Annotated in this window: 18 protein-coding genes; 10 read left to right on the forward strand and 8 right to left on the reverse strand. The window is 67.1% G+C overall.

Features of this window, described 5'->3' with window-relative positions:
* Positions 1-13: 13 nt before the first annotated feature.
* Positions 14-2,212 (forward strand): hypothetical protein, encoded by a 2,199-nt coding sequence (locus tag ACV959_RS15070; protein WP_475737382.1) that lies wholly within the window; start codon positions 14-16, stop codon positions 2,210-2,212.
* Positions 2,213-2,215: 3 nt separating this feature from the next.
* Here ACV959_RS15070 and ACV959_RS15075 read toward each other — a convergent pair whose 3' ends face one another.
* Complete coding sequence (locus ACV959_RS15075; RefSeq protein ID WP_475737383.1) at positions 2,216-2,989, reverse strand: hypothetical protein; 774 nt, start codon at positions 2,987-2,989, stop codon at positions 2,216-2,218.
* Positions 2,990-3,042: 53 nt separating this feature from the next.
* A complete protein-coding gene (locus tag ACV959_RS15080) occupies positions 3,043-4,032 on the reverse strand; it encodes a hypothetical protein (protein WP_475737384.1) in 990 nt (329 codons plus the stop codon).
* 95 nt (positions 4,033-4,127) lie between these two features.
* Here ACV959_RS15080 and ACV959_RS15085 point away from each other — a divergent pair, with 95 nt between their 5' ends.
* Positions 4,128-5,027 (forward strand): 50S ribosomal protein L11 methyltransferase, encoded by a 900-nt coding sequence (locus ACV959_RS15085; RefSeq protein ID WP_475737385.1) that lies wholly within the window; start codon positions 4,128-4,130, stop codon positions 5,025-5,027.
* Positions 5,028-5,029: 2 nt separating this feature from the next.
* Here ACV959_RS15085 and ACV959_RS15090 read toward each other — a convergent pair whose 3' ends face one another.
* Complete coding sequence (locus ACV959_RS15090) at positions 5,030-5,716, reverse strand: tRNA1(Val) (adenine(37)-N6)-methyltransferase (RefSeq protein ID WP_475737386.1); 687 nt, start codon at positions 5,714-5,716, stop codon at positions 5,030-5,032.
* A 250-nt stretch (positions 5,717-5,966) separates the two neighbouring features.
* Here ACV959_RS15090 and ACV959_RS15095 point away from each other — a divergent pair, with 250 nt between their 5' ends.
* Both ACV959_RS15095 and ACV959_RS15100 read left to right on the forward strand, forming a co-directional pair.
* Positions 5,967-6,212: a hypothetical protein gene (locus tag ACV959_RS15095; protein ID WP_475737387.1), complete on the forward strand. Its 246-nt coding sequence runs from the start codon at positions 5,967-5,969 to the stop codon at positions 6,210-6,212.
* A 145-nt stretch (positions 6,213-6,357) separates the two neighbouring features.
* A complete protein-coding gene (locus ACV959_RS15100) occupies positions 6,358-7,368 on the forward strand; it encodes a polyprenyl synthetase family protein (protein WP_475737388.1) in 1,011 nt (336 codons plus the stop codon).
* 66 nt (positions 7,369-7,434) lie between these two features.
* Here the strand turns inward: ACV959_RS15100 and ACV959_RS15105 are convergent, their stop codons facing one another.
* A complete protein-coding gene (locus ACV959_RS15105) occupies positions 7,435-7,713 on the reverse strand; it encodes a PsiF family protein (protein ID WP_475737389.1) in 279 nt (92 codons plus the stop codon).
* A 153-nt stretch (positions 7,714-7,866) separates the two neighbouring features.
* Entirely contained in the window at positions 7,867-8,043 is a 177-nt protein-coding gene (locus ACV959_RS15110) for a hypothetical protein (protein WP_475737390.1), read from the reverse strand.
* A 134-nt stretch (positions 8,044-8,177) separates the two neighbouring features.
* On the opposite strand from ACV959_RS15110, the gene ACV959_RS15115 reads away from it, so the two are divergent.
* The gene (locus tag ACV959_RS15115; protein WP_475737391.1) at positions 8,178-10,316 is read left to right on the forward strand and encodes a S9 family peptidase; all 2,139 of its coding nucleotides are present in this window, start codon (positions 8,178-8,180) and stop codon (positions 10,314-10,316) included.
* A gap of 46 nt (positions 10,317-10,362) precedes the next feature.
* Complete coding sequence (locus ACV959_RS15120) at positions 10,363-11,661, forward strand: O-acetylhomoserine aminocarboxypropyltransferase/cysteine synthase family protein (RefSeq protein WP_475737392.1); 1,299 nt, start codon at positions 10,363-10,365, stop codon at positions 11,659-11,661.
* A gap of 97 nt (positions 11,662-11,758) precedes the next feature.
* Here ACV959_RS15120 and cobU read toward each other — a convergent pair whose 3' ends face one another.
* On the reverse strand, positions 11,759-12,274 hold the full coding sequence (gene cobU / locus ACV959_RS15125; protein WP_475737393.1) for a bifunctional adenosylcobinamide kinase/adenosylcobinamide-phosphate guanylyltransferase: 516 nt from the start codon (positions 12,272-12,274) through the stop codon (positions 11,759-11,761).
* Positions 12,271-13,380 (reverse strand): cobalt-precorrin-5B (C(1))-methyltransferase, encoded by a 1,110-nt coding sequence (locus ACV959_RS15130; protein ID WP_475737394.1) that lies wholly within the window; start codon positions 13,378-13,380, stop codon positions 12,271-12,273. The genes cobU and ACV959_RS15130 overlap by 4 nt, the downstream gene beginning before the upstream one ends.
* Before the next feature lie 90 nt (positions 13,381-13,470).
* On the opposite strand from ACV959_RS15130, the gene ACV959_RS15135 reads away from it, so the two are divergent.
* The 4 genes from ACV959_RS15135 to ACV959_RS15150 all read left to right on the forward strand — a co-directional run bounded on the left by ACV959_RS15135 (position 13,471) and on the right by ACV959_RS15150 (position 17,479).
* Complete coding sequence (locus ACV959_RS15135; protein ID WP_475737395.1) at positions 13,471-14,028, forward strand: YbhB/YbcL family Raf kinase inhibitor-like protein; 558 nt, start codon at positions 13,471-13,473, stop codon at positions 14,026-14,028.
* Positions 14,025-14,984 carry an adenosylcobinamide-phosphate synthase CbiB gene (gene cbiB, locus ACV959_RS15140; RefSeq protein WP_475737396.1) on the forward strand — a complete coding sequence of 320 codons (960 nt, stop codon included), beginning with the start codon at positions 14,025-14,027 and terminating at the stop codon, positions 14,982-14,984. Before ACV959_RS15135 ends, cbiB begins: the two co-directional genes overlap by 4 nt.
* Before the next feature lie 167 nt (positions 14,985-15,151).
* Positions 15,152-16,408, forward strand: coding sequence for a polyhydroxyalkanoate depolymerase (locus ACV959_RS15145; RefSeq protein WP_475739682.1), 1,257 nt, complete (start codon positions 15,152-15,154; stop codon positions 16,406-16,408).
* Positions 16,409-16,618: 210 nt separating this feature from the next.
* Positions 16,619-17,479, forward strand: coding sequence for a class I SAM-dependent methyltransferase (locus tag ACV959_RS15150; RefSeq protein WP_475737397.1), 861 nt, complete (start codon positions 16,619-16,621; stop codon positions 17,477-17,479).
* 10 nt (positions 17,480-17,489) lie between these two features.
* Here ACV959_RS15150 and ACV959_RS15155 read toward each other — a convergent pair whose 3' ends face one another.
* Positions 17,490-18,566, reverse strand: a complete 1,077-nt coding sequence (locus ACV959_RS15155; RefSeq protein WP_475737398.1) for a WcbI family polysaccharide biosynthesis putative acetyltransferase — start codon at positions 18,564-18,566, stop codon at positions 17,490-17,492.
* Positions 18,567-18,631 lie beyond the last annotated feature (65 nt).

Raw genomic sequence — 18,631 nt, forward strand, 5'->3', positions numbered from 1 at the left:
GGAAGGGCGCGCAATGAGCGCCGTCGCCCCGCCCCCCGCCTCTGAGTCGCGGCCCCCGCGCCGCCTGCCCTCGCTTCACGCGCTCGCCGCCCCGCTCGCGCGCTTCTGGGCCGGGGAAATCGACCTCGGCCGGGTCGGCATGGCGGTGACGCTGCCGGTGCTCGCCTGGGTTTTCTATACGACCTCTTCCGGCATGATCGACATCATGCAGAAGGAGCCGGACGACGTCGTCGGCCTCGCCGGCGCCTTCGTGGCGACCTCCGCCGTGCTCGTCATGCTCGCGACGACCTCCTGGTCGCTCGGCGCGGATCTCGCGGCCCTCATCGCCCGCCGTCGCATGGCGCGCGAGCGCATGGTGATGAAGACGCTGGTCACAGCGGCCGTTTTCGTCTTCGTCTTCTCGATCTCGGCCTTCTTTTCCTTCACTTATTATTACAACAACATCTTCAAGCTCTCCTCGCGCAAGATCGTCGCCGAGCTGCAGCCCATGGAGCTCGCCGCGGAAGTCGTCCTGCCGGCGGCGAAGGAGATCGGCGCGGCCTATGAGGCGGCCTCCGCAAAGATCGTCGCAAGCCCATCCTTCAAGGCCTATCTCGACTCGCTCGACGGGCTGATCGACACGGCCCGCACGGCCGGCCCGGCGCTGCGCGAGGCGATCCGGAAAAGCCAGGAGGCGCAGCAGGCGGTTCTGGCCCGGGCGGCGCAGCAGGCGGCCGCGGAAATCGAGAGCGCCAATGCGGCGCGCCGGCAATATGACGACGCCCGCGCCGAGATCGCGACGCTCGAGAAGAGCGTGGAAAACCTCGACGCCATCATCAAGGCGAAACAGGAGGAAATCGCCGCCCTCGGCGCGACCGCGCGTCAGGAGGAACAGCTCGCGATCGACGCCGAACATGGGCTCGACAACAAGGGCGCGGTCTGCGGCCCGAACTGCCGCGGCCATCGCGTAAAGGCGGAGGAAGCGAACCGACGCGCTGCAACCATTCGCCAGACCCTCGCGGCGCCCATGAACGAGCGCGCCGCCGCCCTGAGAAAGCGCGACGCCCTCGCGGCGCAATCGATCGCCCTGAAACAAAAAGCGGAAGCCGCCGCAACGGCTGCGGCGCGCCCCATGCCGAAAGTGGAGGCGACGGTCGATCTCGACGCGACGCTGCGCGATCTTGCCGCGTTGCGCGACCAGCTGCGCGTCGAACCCGACTGGGCGAAGGCCCGAGCGGCGAAGCCGCTCTGCGAGCCCATTCTCGCCGCCGCGCGCCAGTCCAACGCCCTGCCCGCCGCCGTCCCGCGCGACTTCGCCTGCGAGCCGCAGGGCGAGGCGCGCGATCTACTGTCGGCGCGCGACGAGGTCATCGCCGCCCGCGCGGCTTTCGCCGCGAAGTGCGGCCTCGAAACCGGCCTGCGCGAAGAATTGAACGTCATCGTCGCGAAAATCCGCTCGGCTCCCGCAGCCGACAAGGCCGCCCTGGCCAACGGCTTCAACGAGGCGAAAGGCCTCGTCGACGCCTGCGTCGTCGCGGGCAAGGCGGCGGGAATTCCGGAAGCCGGGGTGCGGGAGCTGTTGAAAAAGAGCGACGCGTTCCTGCGCGCCCACTCCAGCGAGCGCAATAAGTTCGAGCTCGCGCGCGAGGCCTTCTGGAGCTTCACGCCCGACTCCACCATGGCGCTCGGCGTCGCCATGGCGCAGGACGCCTTTCTCTTCATCATGAAATTCCTCTCGGAGATCTTCAAACGCGGCTTCGAGGCGCGCGAGCGCCGCCAGTTCGCGACGCCCATGGATCTCACCGACGACGAGGAGGAGCCGGTCGAAATTCGCGCGATGAAGGCTATGCTCCGCATGGCGAAGCCCGTGCGCGGCGACATGAGCGAGATCGACCCGCGCGACCCCGCCCTGCAACTGCTCGCGCATAATGTGCGCGACAATCTCGTCGCCCTTCTCAACCGGCTGGTGCGCGACGAGATCGCCCATGTCGACCGCAAGGGCGCCTATGTCGTGGACAATGTCACGATCGCGCAGGCGGAGGCCCGGCTTTTCGCGGCAATGAAGCCGCGCGCGTTGCGGGCTGCCCGATATGCGCTGGAGGGCGCCGCCGCCGGCGGCGGGTCACGCGCCTATTACGCCGACCCCGTCCTCGCCCAGTCGCGGCGGCGCAGGCCGACGGCGCTGGAGCGCTATCTCCCGCCGGCGCAGGAAGGCGCCCGGGCGGCGGAATAGAATTCAGGCCGCCGCCCGCGCACGCCCCCAGGAGGGCACGTAGCGCAGGCACAGGCCCGGCAGCGGATGGGTGAGGCCCGAGGCGACGCAGACGTCCCGCCAGCGCGGAAAGGCGGACGGCAGAACCTGAAGCGCGACGCCGACGGCGGCGAGGAAATCGGCTTCCGTGGGAAAATCATGGGCGCCGAAATCGAGGAAGGCGTCCGCGCCCGTCTCGGCGCCGTCCAGCAGCAGCTCGAGAATCGCTTGCGCCCAGGCGGTCCGCTCGATCAGCGGCCGCAGGCGCGCGGAATCGGGCCGGGCGACGCGCCAGCTCAGCGGCGCGTCATTCAATCGCGCGCGCTCGTCTTCCTGCGCGAGATCGGGAATCGCCCGCAGCTCCGATTCGGCCACGGTCAGACAGACATAAGGATCGCGCCGCCAGGTCTCGAAGTCGCCGATCCAGATCGCGGACTGATGATGGAGGCGCCCAAAGCCGCCCTCTCCGTCCTCCGGACGAAAGCGCGCCCGCATGAAAACCATGGCGCCGCCGATGGGGCGCGCGACGAAGCAGCCGTCGGCGCGCGCGTCAATGTCGATGGCGTCGGGCTCGAACCGGCGCAGCGCCGTGAGACGGGGCGGCGACAGATGTGCGTCCCAGGCGGGATCGAGGCCCCGCGAGCGGCGCGTGACGGCGTAGCCCGCCGACGCCGGCACGCGGCGTTCGTCGCCCACGCCGAGCTTGCCGTAATGCAAACGATGGAAGGAAATGACGCTCGTCTCGTCGCCCGTCGCCATTCGCGGCGCCCTCACTCTACTCTACGCGTATCGGTAGAAATAGGCGGGCCGGATTAAGCAAGAATTGACGATGTCGAAAATTCCTCAATCCGCGCGTCGAGTTGCGCGTGGGAGAAGGTGAAGGCGCTGTCGAGCCCGAGCGCGGCGTAGAGGATCGGCTCCGCGGTGAGAAACGGGCGCCAATATTCGGCATAGGCGCGCCGGCCCTCGATCCCCGCGCGGCGGAAGCGGCGCTCGCCGGGCTGATGGGGATCCATGTTCGGATTCTGGAATCGCTTCGTGAAGCCATAGGCCGAGCAGACGGTGTAGCGCACGGAGACGCCCGCGGGCTCCAGCGCGCGCAGCCGGTCGAGCCATTGCGCCGCGCGCAGCGACTTGCGCACCGCATGCAGGGCGACGGCGGGGTCGCAGGCGTAGGTGAAGGCGCTTGGGCCGAGCCGCACGAACAGCCGCTCATATTGCGAGAAGGCGACCACGACGCGCCTGAGCTTTTTCTCGCGTGCGAGCGCCAGACGGTCGATGAGCCGCGCGAGCGTCCCGGTCCAGGCGGAGTCCTCCAGACGGACGAGCGGCAGCACCATGACGATCGCATCCGAATCGAGCATCTGACGCGCGAGCTTCGCCTTGACGTCATTGAGGATCGCGACCTCGGCCCCATCCGGCGGCACGGCGATTTCGCCCGCCGAGTCGACGATCTCCAGCAGCCAGGGGCCGCGCGTGACGACCTCGGGCGGCGCCTCGCCGTTCACCGAGAGGCGGAAGAAATATTCATAGGTGTCGAGCGTGTCGGTCGCGACGCCGCCCTCGGCGAAATCGCGCTTGAGACGTTCATAATCGCCCTGCTCGACAGACAGCAGTTCGGACCTGCGCGGATCGAGGGATTCGAGGCCGAATTCGGCGCGCGTGATCGGCTGGAGCGCGGGACGCAGGCGCGGCGAATAGCCGAAGGCGCTCTGCGCGACGCAATCGGCGAGCGAGGCGAGAAGCGAGGATTTGCCGCCCTTCTTCGGCCCGACGAGACAGATGGCGACTTTTTCCGTCATGCGATTCCCTTGACGCGCGCGACAATACAGGCCGAAAGCGGCGCGCGAAAGGTAACGCGGTGGCGTAGACGCGCCCGCCGTGCTAAGCGCGCGCCATGCTCGAAGGCCTTCCCCCCAATGGCGCCAGCCATGTGCTGCGCCTCTCCACGGACGAGCGGCGCGCCCGCGCCGTCGCCGACATCATCGTCGAGACGTTCGACCCGACGGAAACCGCCGCCGGCGCCTTCGAGGTCGACGATGGCCCCGTCTGGTCCGTCGAAGTCTATTTCGCGGAGGCGCCCGACGAGGAGGAGATTCGCGGGCTGATCGAGGCGGCAAGCGACGCGGAGACCGCCGCGCGGGCGGAATTCGCGGAGATCGCCAGGGAAGACTGGGTCCAGAAATCGCTCGCCGGGCTCGAGCCGGTGCGCGCGGGCCGCGTGCTGGTGCACGGCTCCCACGACCGCGGCCGCCTGCGCGTGAACGACGTGGGCGTGGAGATCGAGGCCGCGCTCGCCTTTGGCACGGGGCATCACGGCACGACGCTGGGCTGCCTTCGGGCGCTCGACCGCATTCTGAAACGCCGCCGGCCGCGCCGCGTGCTCGACGTCGGCACGGGCACGGGCGTGCTCGCCATCGCGGCGGCGAAACTGCTGCGCCAGCCCGTCGCCAGTGGCGACATCGACCCGGTCGCAGTCGAGACGGCGCGCGCCAACGCCCGCGCCAATGGCGCGGGGATCTGGGTTCGGCCCGTCGTCGCGACAGGGCTGCGCCACGGCGCCATGGCGGGCAAATATGATCTCATCTTCGCCAACATCCTCGCAAAGCCCCTCCGCCTTCTCGCGCCCGCAGTCGCCCGGGCCGCCGGACCGCGCGCGGACCTCGTGCTCTCGGGCCTTCTCGCCCGCGACGTCGCTGGCGTGCTCTCGGCCTATCGGGCGCAGGGCTTCTCGCTCGCGGAGCGCCGCGACATCGACGGCTGGGCGACCATCGTGCTGCGCCGGGGCGGGGCGTAATCTCACGTCCCTCGGTTCAAAACGATCGGCGGCGCCAGAGAAAGCGGCCCCCGCGATCCCTTGATCCCCTTCAGCAAGATCCGCGTCGCCGGCGCGTCGGGGCGCGTGTAGACCGGCTGGATCGAGAGGGCGCCGAGCCGCCCCTCCACCGCCGCGAGGCAGGCGGAGAGCGCGTCGGCGCGGTGGATCATCGCGAAAGTTCCGCCCGGCGCCAGAAGCGCCAGCGCGCCGCGCGTCCATTCGGCGAGCGGCGCCGTCGCGACATGGGCGCGGGCCTTGGCGGCGTCGGGGCTCGTTCGCACCCGCGCGGGATCGTAGAAAGGCGGATTGGTCAGAACGAGCGCGGCCGACTCGTCGGCAAGGCCCGCCGCACGGCGCGATTTCGCCGAGGTGGCGTCCGCCTGGTGGACGCGGGCGCGCTCTGCGAGCCCGTTGCGTGCGATATTCTCCCGGGCGAGGTCGCAGCTTTCCGGGTCGATTTCCACAAGTCCGACCCGCGCCCGCGGCGCATGGACGGCCGCCATGAGCCCCACGGCCCCGGCCCCCGCCCCGACGTCGAGAATGAGCCCCGCCTGCTCCGGGGGCGCCATCGCGGCGAGCAGCACGGCGTCGTGGCCGGCGCGGTGGCCCCCGCCCTGCCGCAGGCGCAGCCGCCCGTCCAGAAATCCGTCCGCGTCCTCGCCGCTCATCCTCTCCCCTGCTCCGCCGCGCGCGACAGTCTCACAGCCGGCGCCCCTCTCCAAGCGCGCGAAAAAATTTCGCGCCGCAGGATTTTTGCTCCAAGGCGTTGACCCGGCGACGACTCCGGCTGAAGCCAAACCGGATTTATCCATTGTTTTAAAACGAATTTTAACTGTCCGATTCAGCCTGCGCTCGATGTCCCACGGCAAGACGAGGCCGGTAGAGGGGTTCTGATGCGAGAGAAAAGCGGCAATCCCCATGTCCATTTGCATCTACAGCACAGCTAAAGGCGAAGCCTCTTCCGCCGGCGTCTTGGATTTCGGCAGCCGGCTGGATCAGCTGGCCATGTGCGCCCGCGGCCTGGAAGTCGCGGTGGACGCCTTCTGCGCCGGCCGGGACGACGAGGCGGCGCGCAGGCTCGCGCGGCTCGCGGCGGGCGTCGCCGAACAGAGCGAGCGGCTGGCCAAGGCGGCGCGCGAGGTTTCCATCGAGCCGCTTAGCTAGCGCCCGCGCTTCCCGGAGAAACGGCCCGCTGCGATATTGCGTCGCATAATTATCGTCTTGGGACAAAGGCTTGGCGGCGACTTGCCGGGCAGGGCGCAAGGACGTAAATTCGCGGCCTTCAGATCGATAGGCCGTAGGGGGGTCCGTGGGTATCGTTATTCCGCTCGAAGAGAAGAAAGCCGCGGGCCTCGAGAACCTTCTCGAACTCATTCGCCCCGACCTCGAGCGCACCAATCAGCTCATCATCCAGCGCACCGGCTCGGACGTGACCACCATTCCCGAGGTCGCGAATCATTTGATTTCGGCCGGCGGCAAGCGCCTGCGCCCGATGCTGGTGCTCGCGACCGCGGGCATGTGCGGCTACAAGGGCGACGGCCACCTGAAATTCGCCGCGGGCATCGAGTTCATGCACACGGCGACCCTGCTCCACGACGACGTCGTGGACGAGTCGAACATGCGCCGCGGCAAGATCGCCGCACGGATGCTCTGGGGCAACCAGACCTGCGTGCTCGTCGGCGACTTCCTTCTGGGCCACGCGTTCAAGATGATGGTCGAGCCAGGCATGATCCCGCCGCTCACGGTCGTCTCGCAGGCGGCGGCGGTGATCGCGGAAGGCGAGATCCTTCAGCTCAACGCCGCCAAGGACACGACGACGACGGAGGACGCCTATATGGCCGTCATCCGCCGCAAGACCGCCGAACTGTTCGCGGCCGCCGCGGAAGTGGGCGTGATGCTGGCCGGCAAGCCCAAGGCGGACGAAGCCGCCGCGCGCAGTTACGGCATGAATCTCGGCATCGCCTTCCAGCTCATCGACGACGCGCTGGACTACGGCGGCTCCTCGGCAAAGCTGGGAAAAAACGTCGGCGACGATTTCCGCGAGGGCAAGATCACCCTGCCCGTGGTGCTCGCCTTCCGCCGCGGCAGCGAGAAAGAGCGCGAGTTCTGGCGGCGCACGCTGGAAAAGGGCGAGATCAACGACGGCGACGTAGAAACCGCCTGCGGCCTGATGAAGAAGCACAAGGCGCTCGACGACACCATCGAGCGGGCGGCCCATTACGGCGCGATCGCGCGCGACGCGATGGAGATTTTCCCGGCGTCGCCGTGGAAGGACGCGCTGCTCGAAGTCGTCGATTTCTGCATCGAGCGCGTCTACTGACCGACGCGACGACACGCGATGGACTAAACGCCGGCCGAGGCGACGCTTCGGCCGGCGTTTTCCTTGTCAGGACTTCAGGCACTCGGCCTTGAACTGGCGCTTCGCCTTGCCCTTGAGGCCCTTGGCCGCGGCCTGCTCGTTGCAGATCTTTTCCTTTTCGGCCCTAGAGACCGGCGCGGCGACGGGAGCGTTTTCCGCGCCCGACGCGGCGGCGCCCGCCTCTCCACCGGCCTTGGGGGCGATCTCCGCCGGCGGCTTCCACACGGTTTCGGCGCGGGCCAGGCCGCCGGCGAGCAGCGCCGCGCAGGCGCCGGCGGCGAAAATCGTCTTCACGCTGTAGTACATGACGTCTCTTTTTATGTTTCGGAAGCCGGTTCGAGCGGCTCCGCGACTCTCCCTCGACCGCACGCTAAGCGAAAGCGGCCGCGCAGAGATTATGACAATTTCAAGAAAATGTCTTGAGACGCGTTTTTTCGCGGAGAAAGCGGAGTCTGCGCGTCAGGGACGCCCGCCGTGCTTCCAGAAATGGACGGCGAGCATTGCGGCGAGCGCCGACAGGAAAAGCCGCAGGAAGATGCGTTTCGGCATCAGCCCCGGCGCCGGAAAGGCTTGCGCGCGGCGCGAGGACGGGCCGTTCGAACGCACACTGGCGAAACGCGTGCTGACGAAATTCATGTGGCGCCCCCTTCCCTGTGTCGACGGAACATGCGGTAAGGCTAACGCGCAAGAGGTTGCCGTTTGCTTGCGCCAATGTCCCAGTCGCGCGCCCGCCGGCGCGCTAAACGGGCGCCCGGAGACTTAAAAAAATTATGGCTGACGCGAAGAAAATCGAAAAAGCGGATTTCGACCTGACCGCCGCGCCGCCAAGGGCGGAACCCCGTCCTTCGCAAATCGTCGCGCACGGGCGCGTGATCGAAGACCCATACGCCTGGCTCGCGGCGGAGAACTGGCGCGAAGTGCTGCGCGACCCGCGGACGCTGCCCGACGATATCGCCGCTGTCGTGAAAGCGGAGAACGCCTATTGCGCGAAGGTCGTCGCGCCGCTGAGGGCGCTGCGCAAGCAACTCGCGAGGGAACTGCGCGGCCGCATCAAGGAGGACGACGCGGACGTTCCCGACAATGACGGTCCCTACGCCTATTACGGCCGTTTCGACGACGGCGCCGAACATCCCCTCTATTGCCGCCGTCCGCGCGACGGCGGACCCGAGAGCGTGCTGCTCGACGGCGAGGCGCTCGCGGCGGGCCGCGACTTTTTCGACATCGGCGAAACCGCGCATGCGCCCGACCATGCGCAACTCGCCTGGAGCGTGGACGACACGGGCTCCGAGCTTTACGCCATCCGCACCCGGGCTTTGAGCGATGGGCTGGACCGCGGCGACGTCGTGACCGACACGGACGGCTCCATCGTCTGGAGCGCCGATTCCCGCGCCTTCTATTACGTCCGAGTCGATGAAAACCACCGCACCGCGCAGGTCTTCCGCCACGAGATCGGCGCGGATCCGGCGAGCGACCGGCTGATCGTCGAGGAGCCCGACGGCGCCTGGTTCGTCGGACTCTCGGAAAGTCGCTGCCGACGTTTCGCGATCGTCTCGATCCGCGGCCATGACGCCTCGGAATGCTGGCTGATCGACCTGCGCGACGCACGCCTCCCGCCGCGTCTCGTGGCGAAGCGCGAGCCGAAGCTGCGCTACGACGTCGAGCCGCACGGCGATTTCGTCTACATCCTCAACAACGCCGACGGCGCGGACGATTTCCGCATCTCGGTCGCGCCGCTCGCCGCGCCCGAACGGGCCAACTGGCGGGACGTCGCGCCTCATCGCGCGGGCGCGATGATCGTCGCCTTCACCGTCTACCAAAACCATCTCGTCTGGATGCTGCGCGAAAACTCTCTGCCGCGCATCGTCATCCGCAATCTCGCGACGGGCGAAGATCACGCGATCGCCTTCGCGGAAGAAGCCTATGCGCTCGAAATCGATCCCGGCCTAGAGTTCGACGCGAACACGCTGCGGTTCGTTTATTCCTCGATGACGACGCCCGAGGAAACCTACGACTACGACATGGACGCCCGCACGCGCACGCTGCGCAAGCGGCAGGAAATTCCCTCGGGCCACGATCCGAAGCGCTACGTCACGCGCCGTCTCTTCGCTCCCGCGCCCGACGGCGAAAGCGTGCCCGTCACTTTACTCCATTGCGCCGATTTCACGCCCGGCGGGGACGGCGCGCCTCTGCTGCTTTACGGCTACGGAGCCTATGGCCATTCGCTCTCGGCGGATTTCGACGAGGACGCGCTGTCGCTCGTCGATCGCGGCTTCGTCTATGCGCTCGCCCATGTTCGCGGCGGAACCGACAAGGGCTGGGCGTGGTACGAGAACGGAAAGCTCGACAGGAAGACGAACACCTTTTCCGACTTCATCGCCTGCGCGCGTCATCTGATTTGGGCAGGCTACACGCGCGAAGGCGCCATCGTGGCGCAGGGCGCTTCCGCGGGCGGCATGCTGATGGGGGCCGTCGCCAACGCGGCGCCCGAGCTCTTCGCCGGCGTCATCGCCGGCGTGCCTTTCGTCGACGTTCTCAACACCATGCTGCGCGACGACCTGCCGCTCACGCCGCCGGAGTGGCTCGAATGGGGCAATCCCATCGCCGATCCGCAAGCCTTCGACCGCATCGCGTCCTATTCGCCTTACGACAACGTGCGCGCGCAGAACTATCCGCCGATTCTCTCCATCGCCGGCGTCACGGATCCGCGCGTCACCTATTGGGAGCCGCTGAAGTGGGCTGCGAAACTGCGCACGGCCATGACGGGCGGCGGCCCCGTTCTGCTGCATCTGCATATGAGCGGGCACGCCGGCGCTTCGGGGCGTTTCGAGGCGCTGGAGGACACCGCGCTGGAATACGCCTTCGCCATCGCCTGCGCGGCGCGCTCGACTGCCGCGGCGGGGACAGGCTAATCTCGCGCGACGCTCGCCGTTACACGAAAAATCAGGGGAACGCTCGATGGCTATCGACTCGAAACATCCCGAAACGCTCTCGTTGCACGCCGGCTGGCGCGCCGATCCAGCGACCGGCGCCGTCGCGGTCCCCATTTATCAGACGACCTCCTTCCAGTTCCGCGACACGGAACACGCCGCCAATCTCTTCGCCCTGAAAGAGCTCGGGCCGATCTATACGCGCATCGGCAATCCGACGACGGACGTGCTGGAACAGCGGCTCGCCGCGCTCGAGGGCGGCGTCTCGGCGCTGGCGCTGTCGTCCGGCCAGGCGGCTTCGGCCTTCGCGCTTCAAAATCTGGCGAAGGTCGGCGACAATGTCGTCTCCTCGACGGATCTCTACGGCGGCACCTGGAATCTCTTCGCCAACACGTTGAAGGACCAGGGAATCGAGGTTCGCTTCGTCGATCCCGCGGACCCCGAGAATTTCCGCCGCGCCACGGACGACCGCACGCGCGCCTATTATGCGGAGACGCTGCCCAATCCGAAGCTCACCGTGTTTCCGATCGCGGAAGTCGCGGCGATCGGGCGCGACTATGGCGTTCCGCTGATCGTCGACAATACGGCGGCGCCGATCATCGCGCGCCCGCTCGACCATGGCGCGGCCGTCGTCGTCTATTCGACGACGAAATATCTCGGCGGCCACGGAACGTCGATCGGCGGCGCCATCATCGACGGCGGCAATTTCGACTGGGAGAAATTCCCCGCGCGCCAGCCCGCGCTGACGACGCCCGATCCAAGCTATCACGGCGCCGTGTGGGTCGAGGCGGTGAAGCCGCTCGGCCCCATCGCCTACATCATCAAGGCGCGCACGACGCTGCTGCGCGATCTCGGCGCCGCGCCCTCGCCCTTCAACGCCTTCCTCACGCTGCAGGGGATCGAGACCGTCGCGCTGCGCATGGAGCGCCATGTCGCCAACGCGCGGAAGGTGGCGGATTTCCTCGCGAGCCGGGGCGAAGTGGCGAAAGTCATCTATCCCTCGCATCAGACCGGCGAAGCCAAGGCGCGCGCCGACAAATATCTGAAGGGCGGCTATGGCGCGCTCGTCGGCTTCGAGCTGAAGGGCGGCGCGGAGGCGGGACGCCGCTTTATCGACGCGCTGCAAATGTTCTATCACGTCGCCAATATCGGCGACGCGCGCAGCCTCGCGATTCACCCCGCGACGACGACGCATTCGCAGCTCGGCGAGGAAGCGCAGTTCACGGCCGGCGTGACGCCCGGCTATGTGCGTCTCTCGATCGGCCTCGAACATATCGACGACATCGTCGCCGATCTCGAGCGGGGGCTGAAAGCGGCGGGGGCGTAGAGCGAGCCGCTCTCCGGCGCCGTCGCCACCCGCGCGCTCCCATCTCGCCTCTTCAGGGGAAGAGATGGGAGCGAAGCCGTCCGTCTTCCGCCATTTCTCACTTCACCTTCACCGGATAGCCGGCGACCACCAGCGCTACATGCGCGGAGATCTTCGCGACCTCCTGATGCAGGAGACCCGCCGCGTCGCGAAAGACGCGGGCGAGCGCGTTTTCGGGGACGATCGACAGGCCCACTTCCGGCGAGACCGCGACGGTCGGCGCGTCGCGCTTCGTGAGCGCAGAGACGAGCGCCGCGCGATCCGCGACGAGATCGGCCTCGACGAACATTCTGTTCGAGAGCCATATGCCCAGACAGTCGATCAGCAGAGGCGCGTCCGTCGGCGCGGCGAGAATCGCCTCGGGCAAGTCCTGCGGCGCCTCGACCGTGCGCCAGCCGCCGCCGCGGCGCGACCGATGGAGCGCGATCCGCGCGCGCATTTCGTCGTCGAACGCCTGCGCCGTGGCGATGTAAATCCACGGGGAAGGATGCGCCATGACGAGCCGTTCGGCATAGGCGCTCTTGCCGGAGCGCGCGCCGCCGAGGACAAAGGCAAGATGCGGGTTTTCGGTCATGGGCCCACGCTTCTGAACGGCGCGCGCGCGAGCAGGCCGCCCTCGCGGTCGAAGACGATGACTTCCAGCGCCATGGCGCAAGGCCCCAGCGCGCGCGCCGCGGTCTCCCATGCGCCCAGCGCGATCGGCGCCGCGAGATCGACGCCCGCCGCCCGCGCGATGAGCAGCGCGTCGAGCGCGCTGTTGGCGTGTGCGACGCGCGCCGCCGTTCGATCGTCCGCGCCGGCGCCGCGGGCCGTTTCGGCAAGCCGCGAAAAATCGACGCTCGACCGGCCGGAATGCAAATCGAGCTGGCCCTGCGCCAGCTTGACCATCTTGGCGAAGCCGCCGCCGATGGTGAGGCGGGCGACCGGATGCGTCCGCAGATATTTCAGCAGGCCGCCGGCGAAATCGCCCATTTCGACGAGCGCGGCCTCGGGCAGATCGTAGAGGCGCCGCACCGCCGCTTCCGACGTCGAGCCGGTGGTTCCGGCGATATGGCTGATTCCGCTCGCGCGCGCGACGTCGACGCCGCGATGAATGCTGTCGATCCAGGCGGCGCAGGAAAAGGGCGTGACAATTCCCGTCGTGCCGAGGACCGACAAACCGCCCACAATTCCGAGTCGGCCGTTGAGCGTGTGTTTCGCCATCTCCTCCCCGCCGGGAATGGAAATCTCGATCTCCGCGTCGGGCGCCGCGCCGAGCGATTGCGCCGCCTCCTCGATCGTCTGGCGCATCATCCGGCGCGGCGTGGGATTGATGGCGGGCTCTCCCGGCGGCAGCGGCAGGCCGGGCCGCGTGACCGTGCCGACGCCCTCCCCCGCGCGGAAGGAGACGCCCCCTCCCGGCGGCGCGCGCCACACGGTCGCCCGCACGAGCGCGCCATGGGTGACGTCCGGATCGTCGCCCGCATCCTTCACGACGCCCGCGCGCGCGAAATCCCCGCCGCGAGAGAATTCGGCGAGCGCGAAGGCGACGCGCGTTCCCGCGGGCAGCGCGATCTCCACCGGGTCCGGCGGCGCGCCGCCCGTAACGAGCGCCTCGAAAGCCGCGCGCGCGGCGGCTGTCGCGCAGGCCCCCGTGGTCCAGCCGCGGCGAAGCTCACGATGTTTGGGCGCGTCGGTCATGCAACTTATTTAACGCCAAGCCGCGGCGCGCGACACCGGCCGCGCGATCCGCTAAAAGGAGCGCCGGAAAGAATTGCAAGGAGCCTGGCAATGATGCGCAGCCTTTCGTCCTTCTTCGCCCTTGCGGCGCTCGCCGCCGCCGACGCCTCCGGCGCGCAGGCTTTCGAACTGAAGAGCCCCGACATCGCCGAAGGCAAGAAGATCGACATGAAGCATGTCTATGATTCGTTCGGCTGCACGGGCGGCAATGTGTCGCCGGAGCTGAGCTGGAATGATCCGCCGCCCGGCACGAAAAGCTTCGCCGTGCTCGCGCATGATCCAGACGCGCCGACGGGCGGCGCCGGCTTCTGGCACTGGCTCGTCGTCGACATCCCCGCTGACGCCCGCGGGCTGAAACAGGGCGCGGGCGACGCCTCGGGCAAGAACCTGCCGCCGGGCGCCCGTCATCTCGAAAACGACTTCGGCGAGAAATCCTACGGCGGCCCCTGCCCGCCGCCGGGCAAGCCGCATCGCTACGTCTTCACCGTCTATGCGCTGAAGATCGACAAGCTCGGCGACGCCGGCAACGGCCGCACCGCCATCGCCGGCTTCACGATCAACGCCAATGCGCTGGCGAAGGCGTCCATCACGGGCCTTTTCGGGCGGTGAGTTTTGGCGTCGCCCTTCTGGCGCTCGCGATCGACGCGGGCGCCGGCTATCCGGACCGGCTCTACAGGCGCATCGGCCATCCCGTCACATGGGTCGGCGCGCTGATCGCCATTCTCGACAGGCGCCTCAATATCGAGTCGGACCCCGAGTCGGCGCGCCGCATCCAGGGCGGCGCGGCGCTCGTCATTGTTTGTGTCATCGCCATTCTCGTCGGCATTCTGATTCAGGACGCGGCGATGGCCGCGCCGGGCGGATGGCTCCTCGTTTCCGTCATTGCGTCGAGCCTCCTCGCCCAGAAAAGCCTTTACGCCCATGTCTCGGCCGTCGCGCGGGCGCTCCCGGTCTCTCTGGAGGACGGACGGCGGGAGGTCGCGAAGATCGTCGGCCGCGACGTCGCCGCGCTCGACGAAGCGGGCGTCGCGCGCGCGGCGATCGAAAGCCTTGCGGAAAATTTCTCGGACGGCGTGGTGGCCCCCGCGCTTTTCCTCGCTCTGTTCGGCCTGCCCGGCGCGCTCCTCTACAAGGCCGTCAACACCGCAGACAGCATGATCGGCTACAGATCCGAGCGCTATCTGGCCTTCGGCTGGGCGGCGGCGCGTTGCGACGACCTTCTCAACCTCGCGCCCGCGCGCATCGCCGCAGGGCTCATCGCCATCGCCGCCTCGGCGACGCCCGACGCCTCCGGGCGCGCGGCGCTGACGACAGCGCTGCGCGACGCCGGAAAACATGTCTCGCCCAACGCCGGCTGGCCCGAAGCGGCCATGGCGGGCGCGCTCGGCCTCGCCCTCGGCGGCCCCCGGACCTACGGCGGCGCGGAAATTGCTGGCGCAACCTTGGGCTCGGGACGTTCCAGAGCCACGCCACAGGATATTTTTCGCGCCCTAACCATTTACAGAACGGCGGCGGCCGTGCTTTGGCTAATGACGCTCGCCGGCGCGGCTGCGAGCTTCGTTTAGTTGTTTTTCAAGCCTTTCGGGAGGCGGCGTTCACCATCGGCGGCGTCGGCGCTTGCGCTTTCTTTTTTTCGGATTTCAAATCTTTTTAGAAGAATTGTGCGGCGCAACATGACAAGATGGGACTCATGGCGGCGGGAGAAGCGCAGGGTGTCGGGAGAGGCGTGAATATGGACCGGATGCAGTACCACGTTTACGAAATGTTGCATTTGGCCTTCGCGCCTGCGCGCGCGGCGACCGACGCCTTGCTTCACGCCCTCAGGCACCCCCTCAATCCGCTGTACCACACCTCGCTCGGGCGCAGCATCGCGGCTTCCGCCGAGCTCTTCGAGCGCATGACCCGCCGTTACGGCAAGCCCATGTTCGGTCTTAACGCGACGAAGGTGGACGGCGTCGAGGTCGAGGTCATGGAGGAGCATGTCTGGTCGCGGCCGTTTTGCAGCCTTCTCCACTTCAGGCGGCAGTTCGAGGGCGAAGCGCCGAAACAATCCAAGCTCCTGATCGTCGCTCCCATGTCCGGCCACTACGCCACGCTGCTGCGCGGCACGGTCGAGGCCTTTTTGCCGAGCCACGACGTCTACATCACCGACTGGGTCGACGCGCGCACCGTGCCAGTGCTCGAGGGGTCGTTCGACCTCGACGACTACATCGACTATCTCCAGGAGATGATGCGCCGCCTCGCGCAGGATGGCGGCCCCGTGCACACTCTGGGCGTCTGCCAGGCCTCCGTGCCGCTGATCTGCGCCATCGCCGCGATGGAGGCTGCGAACGATCCGGCGACTCCCGAGTCGATGATCCTGATGGGCGGGCCGATCGACACGCGCGTCAATCCCACCGCCGTGAACAAGCTCGCCGAGAAGCGCGGGATCGACTGGTTCCGCCGGCACTGCATTCACACCGTGCCCTTCCCCCACGCCGGCATGGGCCGCGACGTCTACCCGGGCTTTCTGCAATTGTCCGGCTTCATGGCGATGAACATCGAGCGCCACGTCACCGCGCATCTCGAGATGTTCAACCATCTCATCGAGGGCGACGGCGATTCGGCGGAAAAGCATCGCGACTTCTACGACGAATACCTCGCTGTGATGGATCTCACCGCAGAATTCTACCTCCAGACGGTGGAGCGCGTGTTCATTCGGCACGAGGTGCCGCTCGGACTTCTGCGCCACCGCGGCGAACTGATCGACCTCAAGGCGATTCGGCGCACCGCGCTGCTGACCGTCGAGGGCGAGAAGGACGACATTTCCGGCGTCGGCCAGACCTATGCCGCGCAGGATCTCTGCAGCGGCATTCCGGCTGCGCGCAAGGCGCATCATCTGCAGGACGGCGTCGGCCATTACGGCGTGTTCAACGGTTCGCGTTTCCGCAGAGAGATCGCGCCGCGCATTTGCGCCTTCACGCACGAGATGGAGAGCGTGCGCGCCTAGCGCGCCGCCCGCTCGCGCCGGCGGCGGGAATTCTCGCAAAATCAGAAAATTGGGGCGCGTTGCGATTGTAAGGCGTCATCGCCCTTTGCGAAATGCGCTCTGATCGTCGGCTGCAGTTGCGCTAACTCGCCGAGGAAGGCAATGTTCGCCGGTCAATTTGGGCCGGACAGGGTCGATCGCGCTCGCGCCAGGACGCTCGACGGAAAATTCATGGGGACAGGAAACGAACGCATGGACGCGCAAGGCGAAGCCTCCCGCAAGGCGCTACAGGAAGAGATCGACGCGATTGTCTGGTATCACGAGTTCGATTTCGGCAACGGATTGCGCGCCGTCAGCACGTCGCAAGCCGAAGATCACCGCCGCATCTGGCGCTTCATCGAGAGCGAGCTCGAGAAGATCGACTTCACGGGCAAGAGCGTGCTCGAAATCGGCTGCTGGGACGGCTATTGGAGTTTCTACGCCGAGCGGCGCGGGGCGCGGCGTGTGCTTGCGACCGACGACGTTTCCCAGAACTGGGCGAGCGGCGCGGGTCTGCGTCTCGCAAGAAAGCTTCTCGACTCCAAGGTCGAAATCAATCAGGACGTCTCGATATACGAAGCCTCGAAGCTCGGCGAGAAATTCGACATCGTCATCTGCTTCGGCGTCTACTATCACCTCGTCGATCCCTTCGCGGGCTTCGTCCAGGTCCGCCATCTGATGCACGACGACTCGATCGCCATTTTCGAAGGCGACGCCACGCTCGAGCTGCGGCCGGACACCTTTTACTGGGACATGTCCGACTCGTCGAAATCCTGCTTCGTGCCCACGCAGTGGGGCCTCAACCACATGCTGAAGACTGCCTATCTCGACGTCGTCTCGCAGAGCTGGATGCGGCCCCCGCCGGGCTTGACGGTCAACGTCGACCCCGCGCATCTCTTCGGAAATCTGGGCAATCTCGACCCGGCCGGCTTCGCGCCGCTCAAGCATAGGGACCGCATTCTCACCGTGACGAAGCCGTTCAAGGGGCGCAACCCGCTGCACCCCTACAAGCCGCCCTTCAACCTTGCGCGTTACGACGAACGCTGGAAATAGCGCCGCATTCTCACAGCGTCGGCGTCAGGCCCGCGCGCAGATTCTCGCGCGCCATTCCGATGAGCAGATTTTTCGTCCTCTCGTCGGCGAGCCAGGCGTCGACGCGCGCATTGCCGAGGCGCGCGGCGCCGGCTTTTTCATAGGTCTTGAAGCAGGCCGCGAGATATTGCGGCAGCGTCAGGAAGTCGCCGACGTTGTTGGCGAGATGATGGTTCTGCAATTTGAAAAGATAGCCGCCCTGCGCGCCATAGACGCGCGCGATCGGCGGATAAATCGGGAATATCTCCGCCCGCGCGAGGTCATGGATGTTATAATAGCCGAAATCGCCCTGCGGCGCCTGGAGGCCGGCCTTCTCCCACATGCGCTTGGCGATGTCGAACAGCACGAAGCTCATTGGATGCACGGTGCTGTACATGAAGACTCCGCGTCGCGACCAGTTCACAAAATCGGTCGACAGGTCGACGTCATAGCGCAGCTTGCTGCCCTCGATCAGCTCTTTCGCCGCCTCGTTCCAGATGTCGAGATAGCCGAGCGCGGCGAAGACATTCTCGTTGAACAACGCCCGCGCCTCGTCGAGCGAGAGGCCGGCGCGATAGGCGAAGACGCCGATGGCGGAATGATAGGGGCCGAGCGGCCCGAAGATGAAGCCGTGCAGCGGCTCGGAAGCGTCCTGAATATAGACGAGGTCGGGATGAAAGCCCGCGAAAGTGATGTGCGGCATCGGCACGACCTTCGGCAACCGGCGCCGCAGCTCGGCCGAGTCGCCGCCCTTTACATGGCCGTCGAGAAAGTCGTGCGAGAAAACGTAGTCATAGGTGTCGAGCGTCTTGACCAAGAGATCGATCGTCGCACGCGACCGGCCGATGGCGGCGAAGTGATCGACCGTCGCGGTCGGATCCATCACCTTCATCGCATAGGCGACGCCGAAAGCCTGACAATTGCCGACGACTGCGAAACGCGGCCCGGTGTTGCGCAGCGTTCTGCCGGTCAGCCGCGCCAGTCGCGGCTCGATCGCATACTGGCGCCACGACTTCAGAATCTGCTTGTCGATCTGGGAAAACATGTCGATCTTCACCGGATGCGCCACGTTGGCGCAGTTGCACCCGGCCGCCGGCTGGTGACAATCGGCGGCGCCCCGTCTATGGTCTGCCT

It is taken from the genome of Methylocystis sp. Se48 (genome assembly GCF_056269425.1).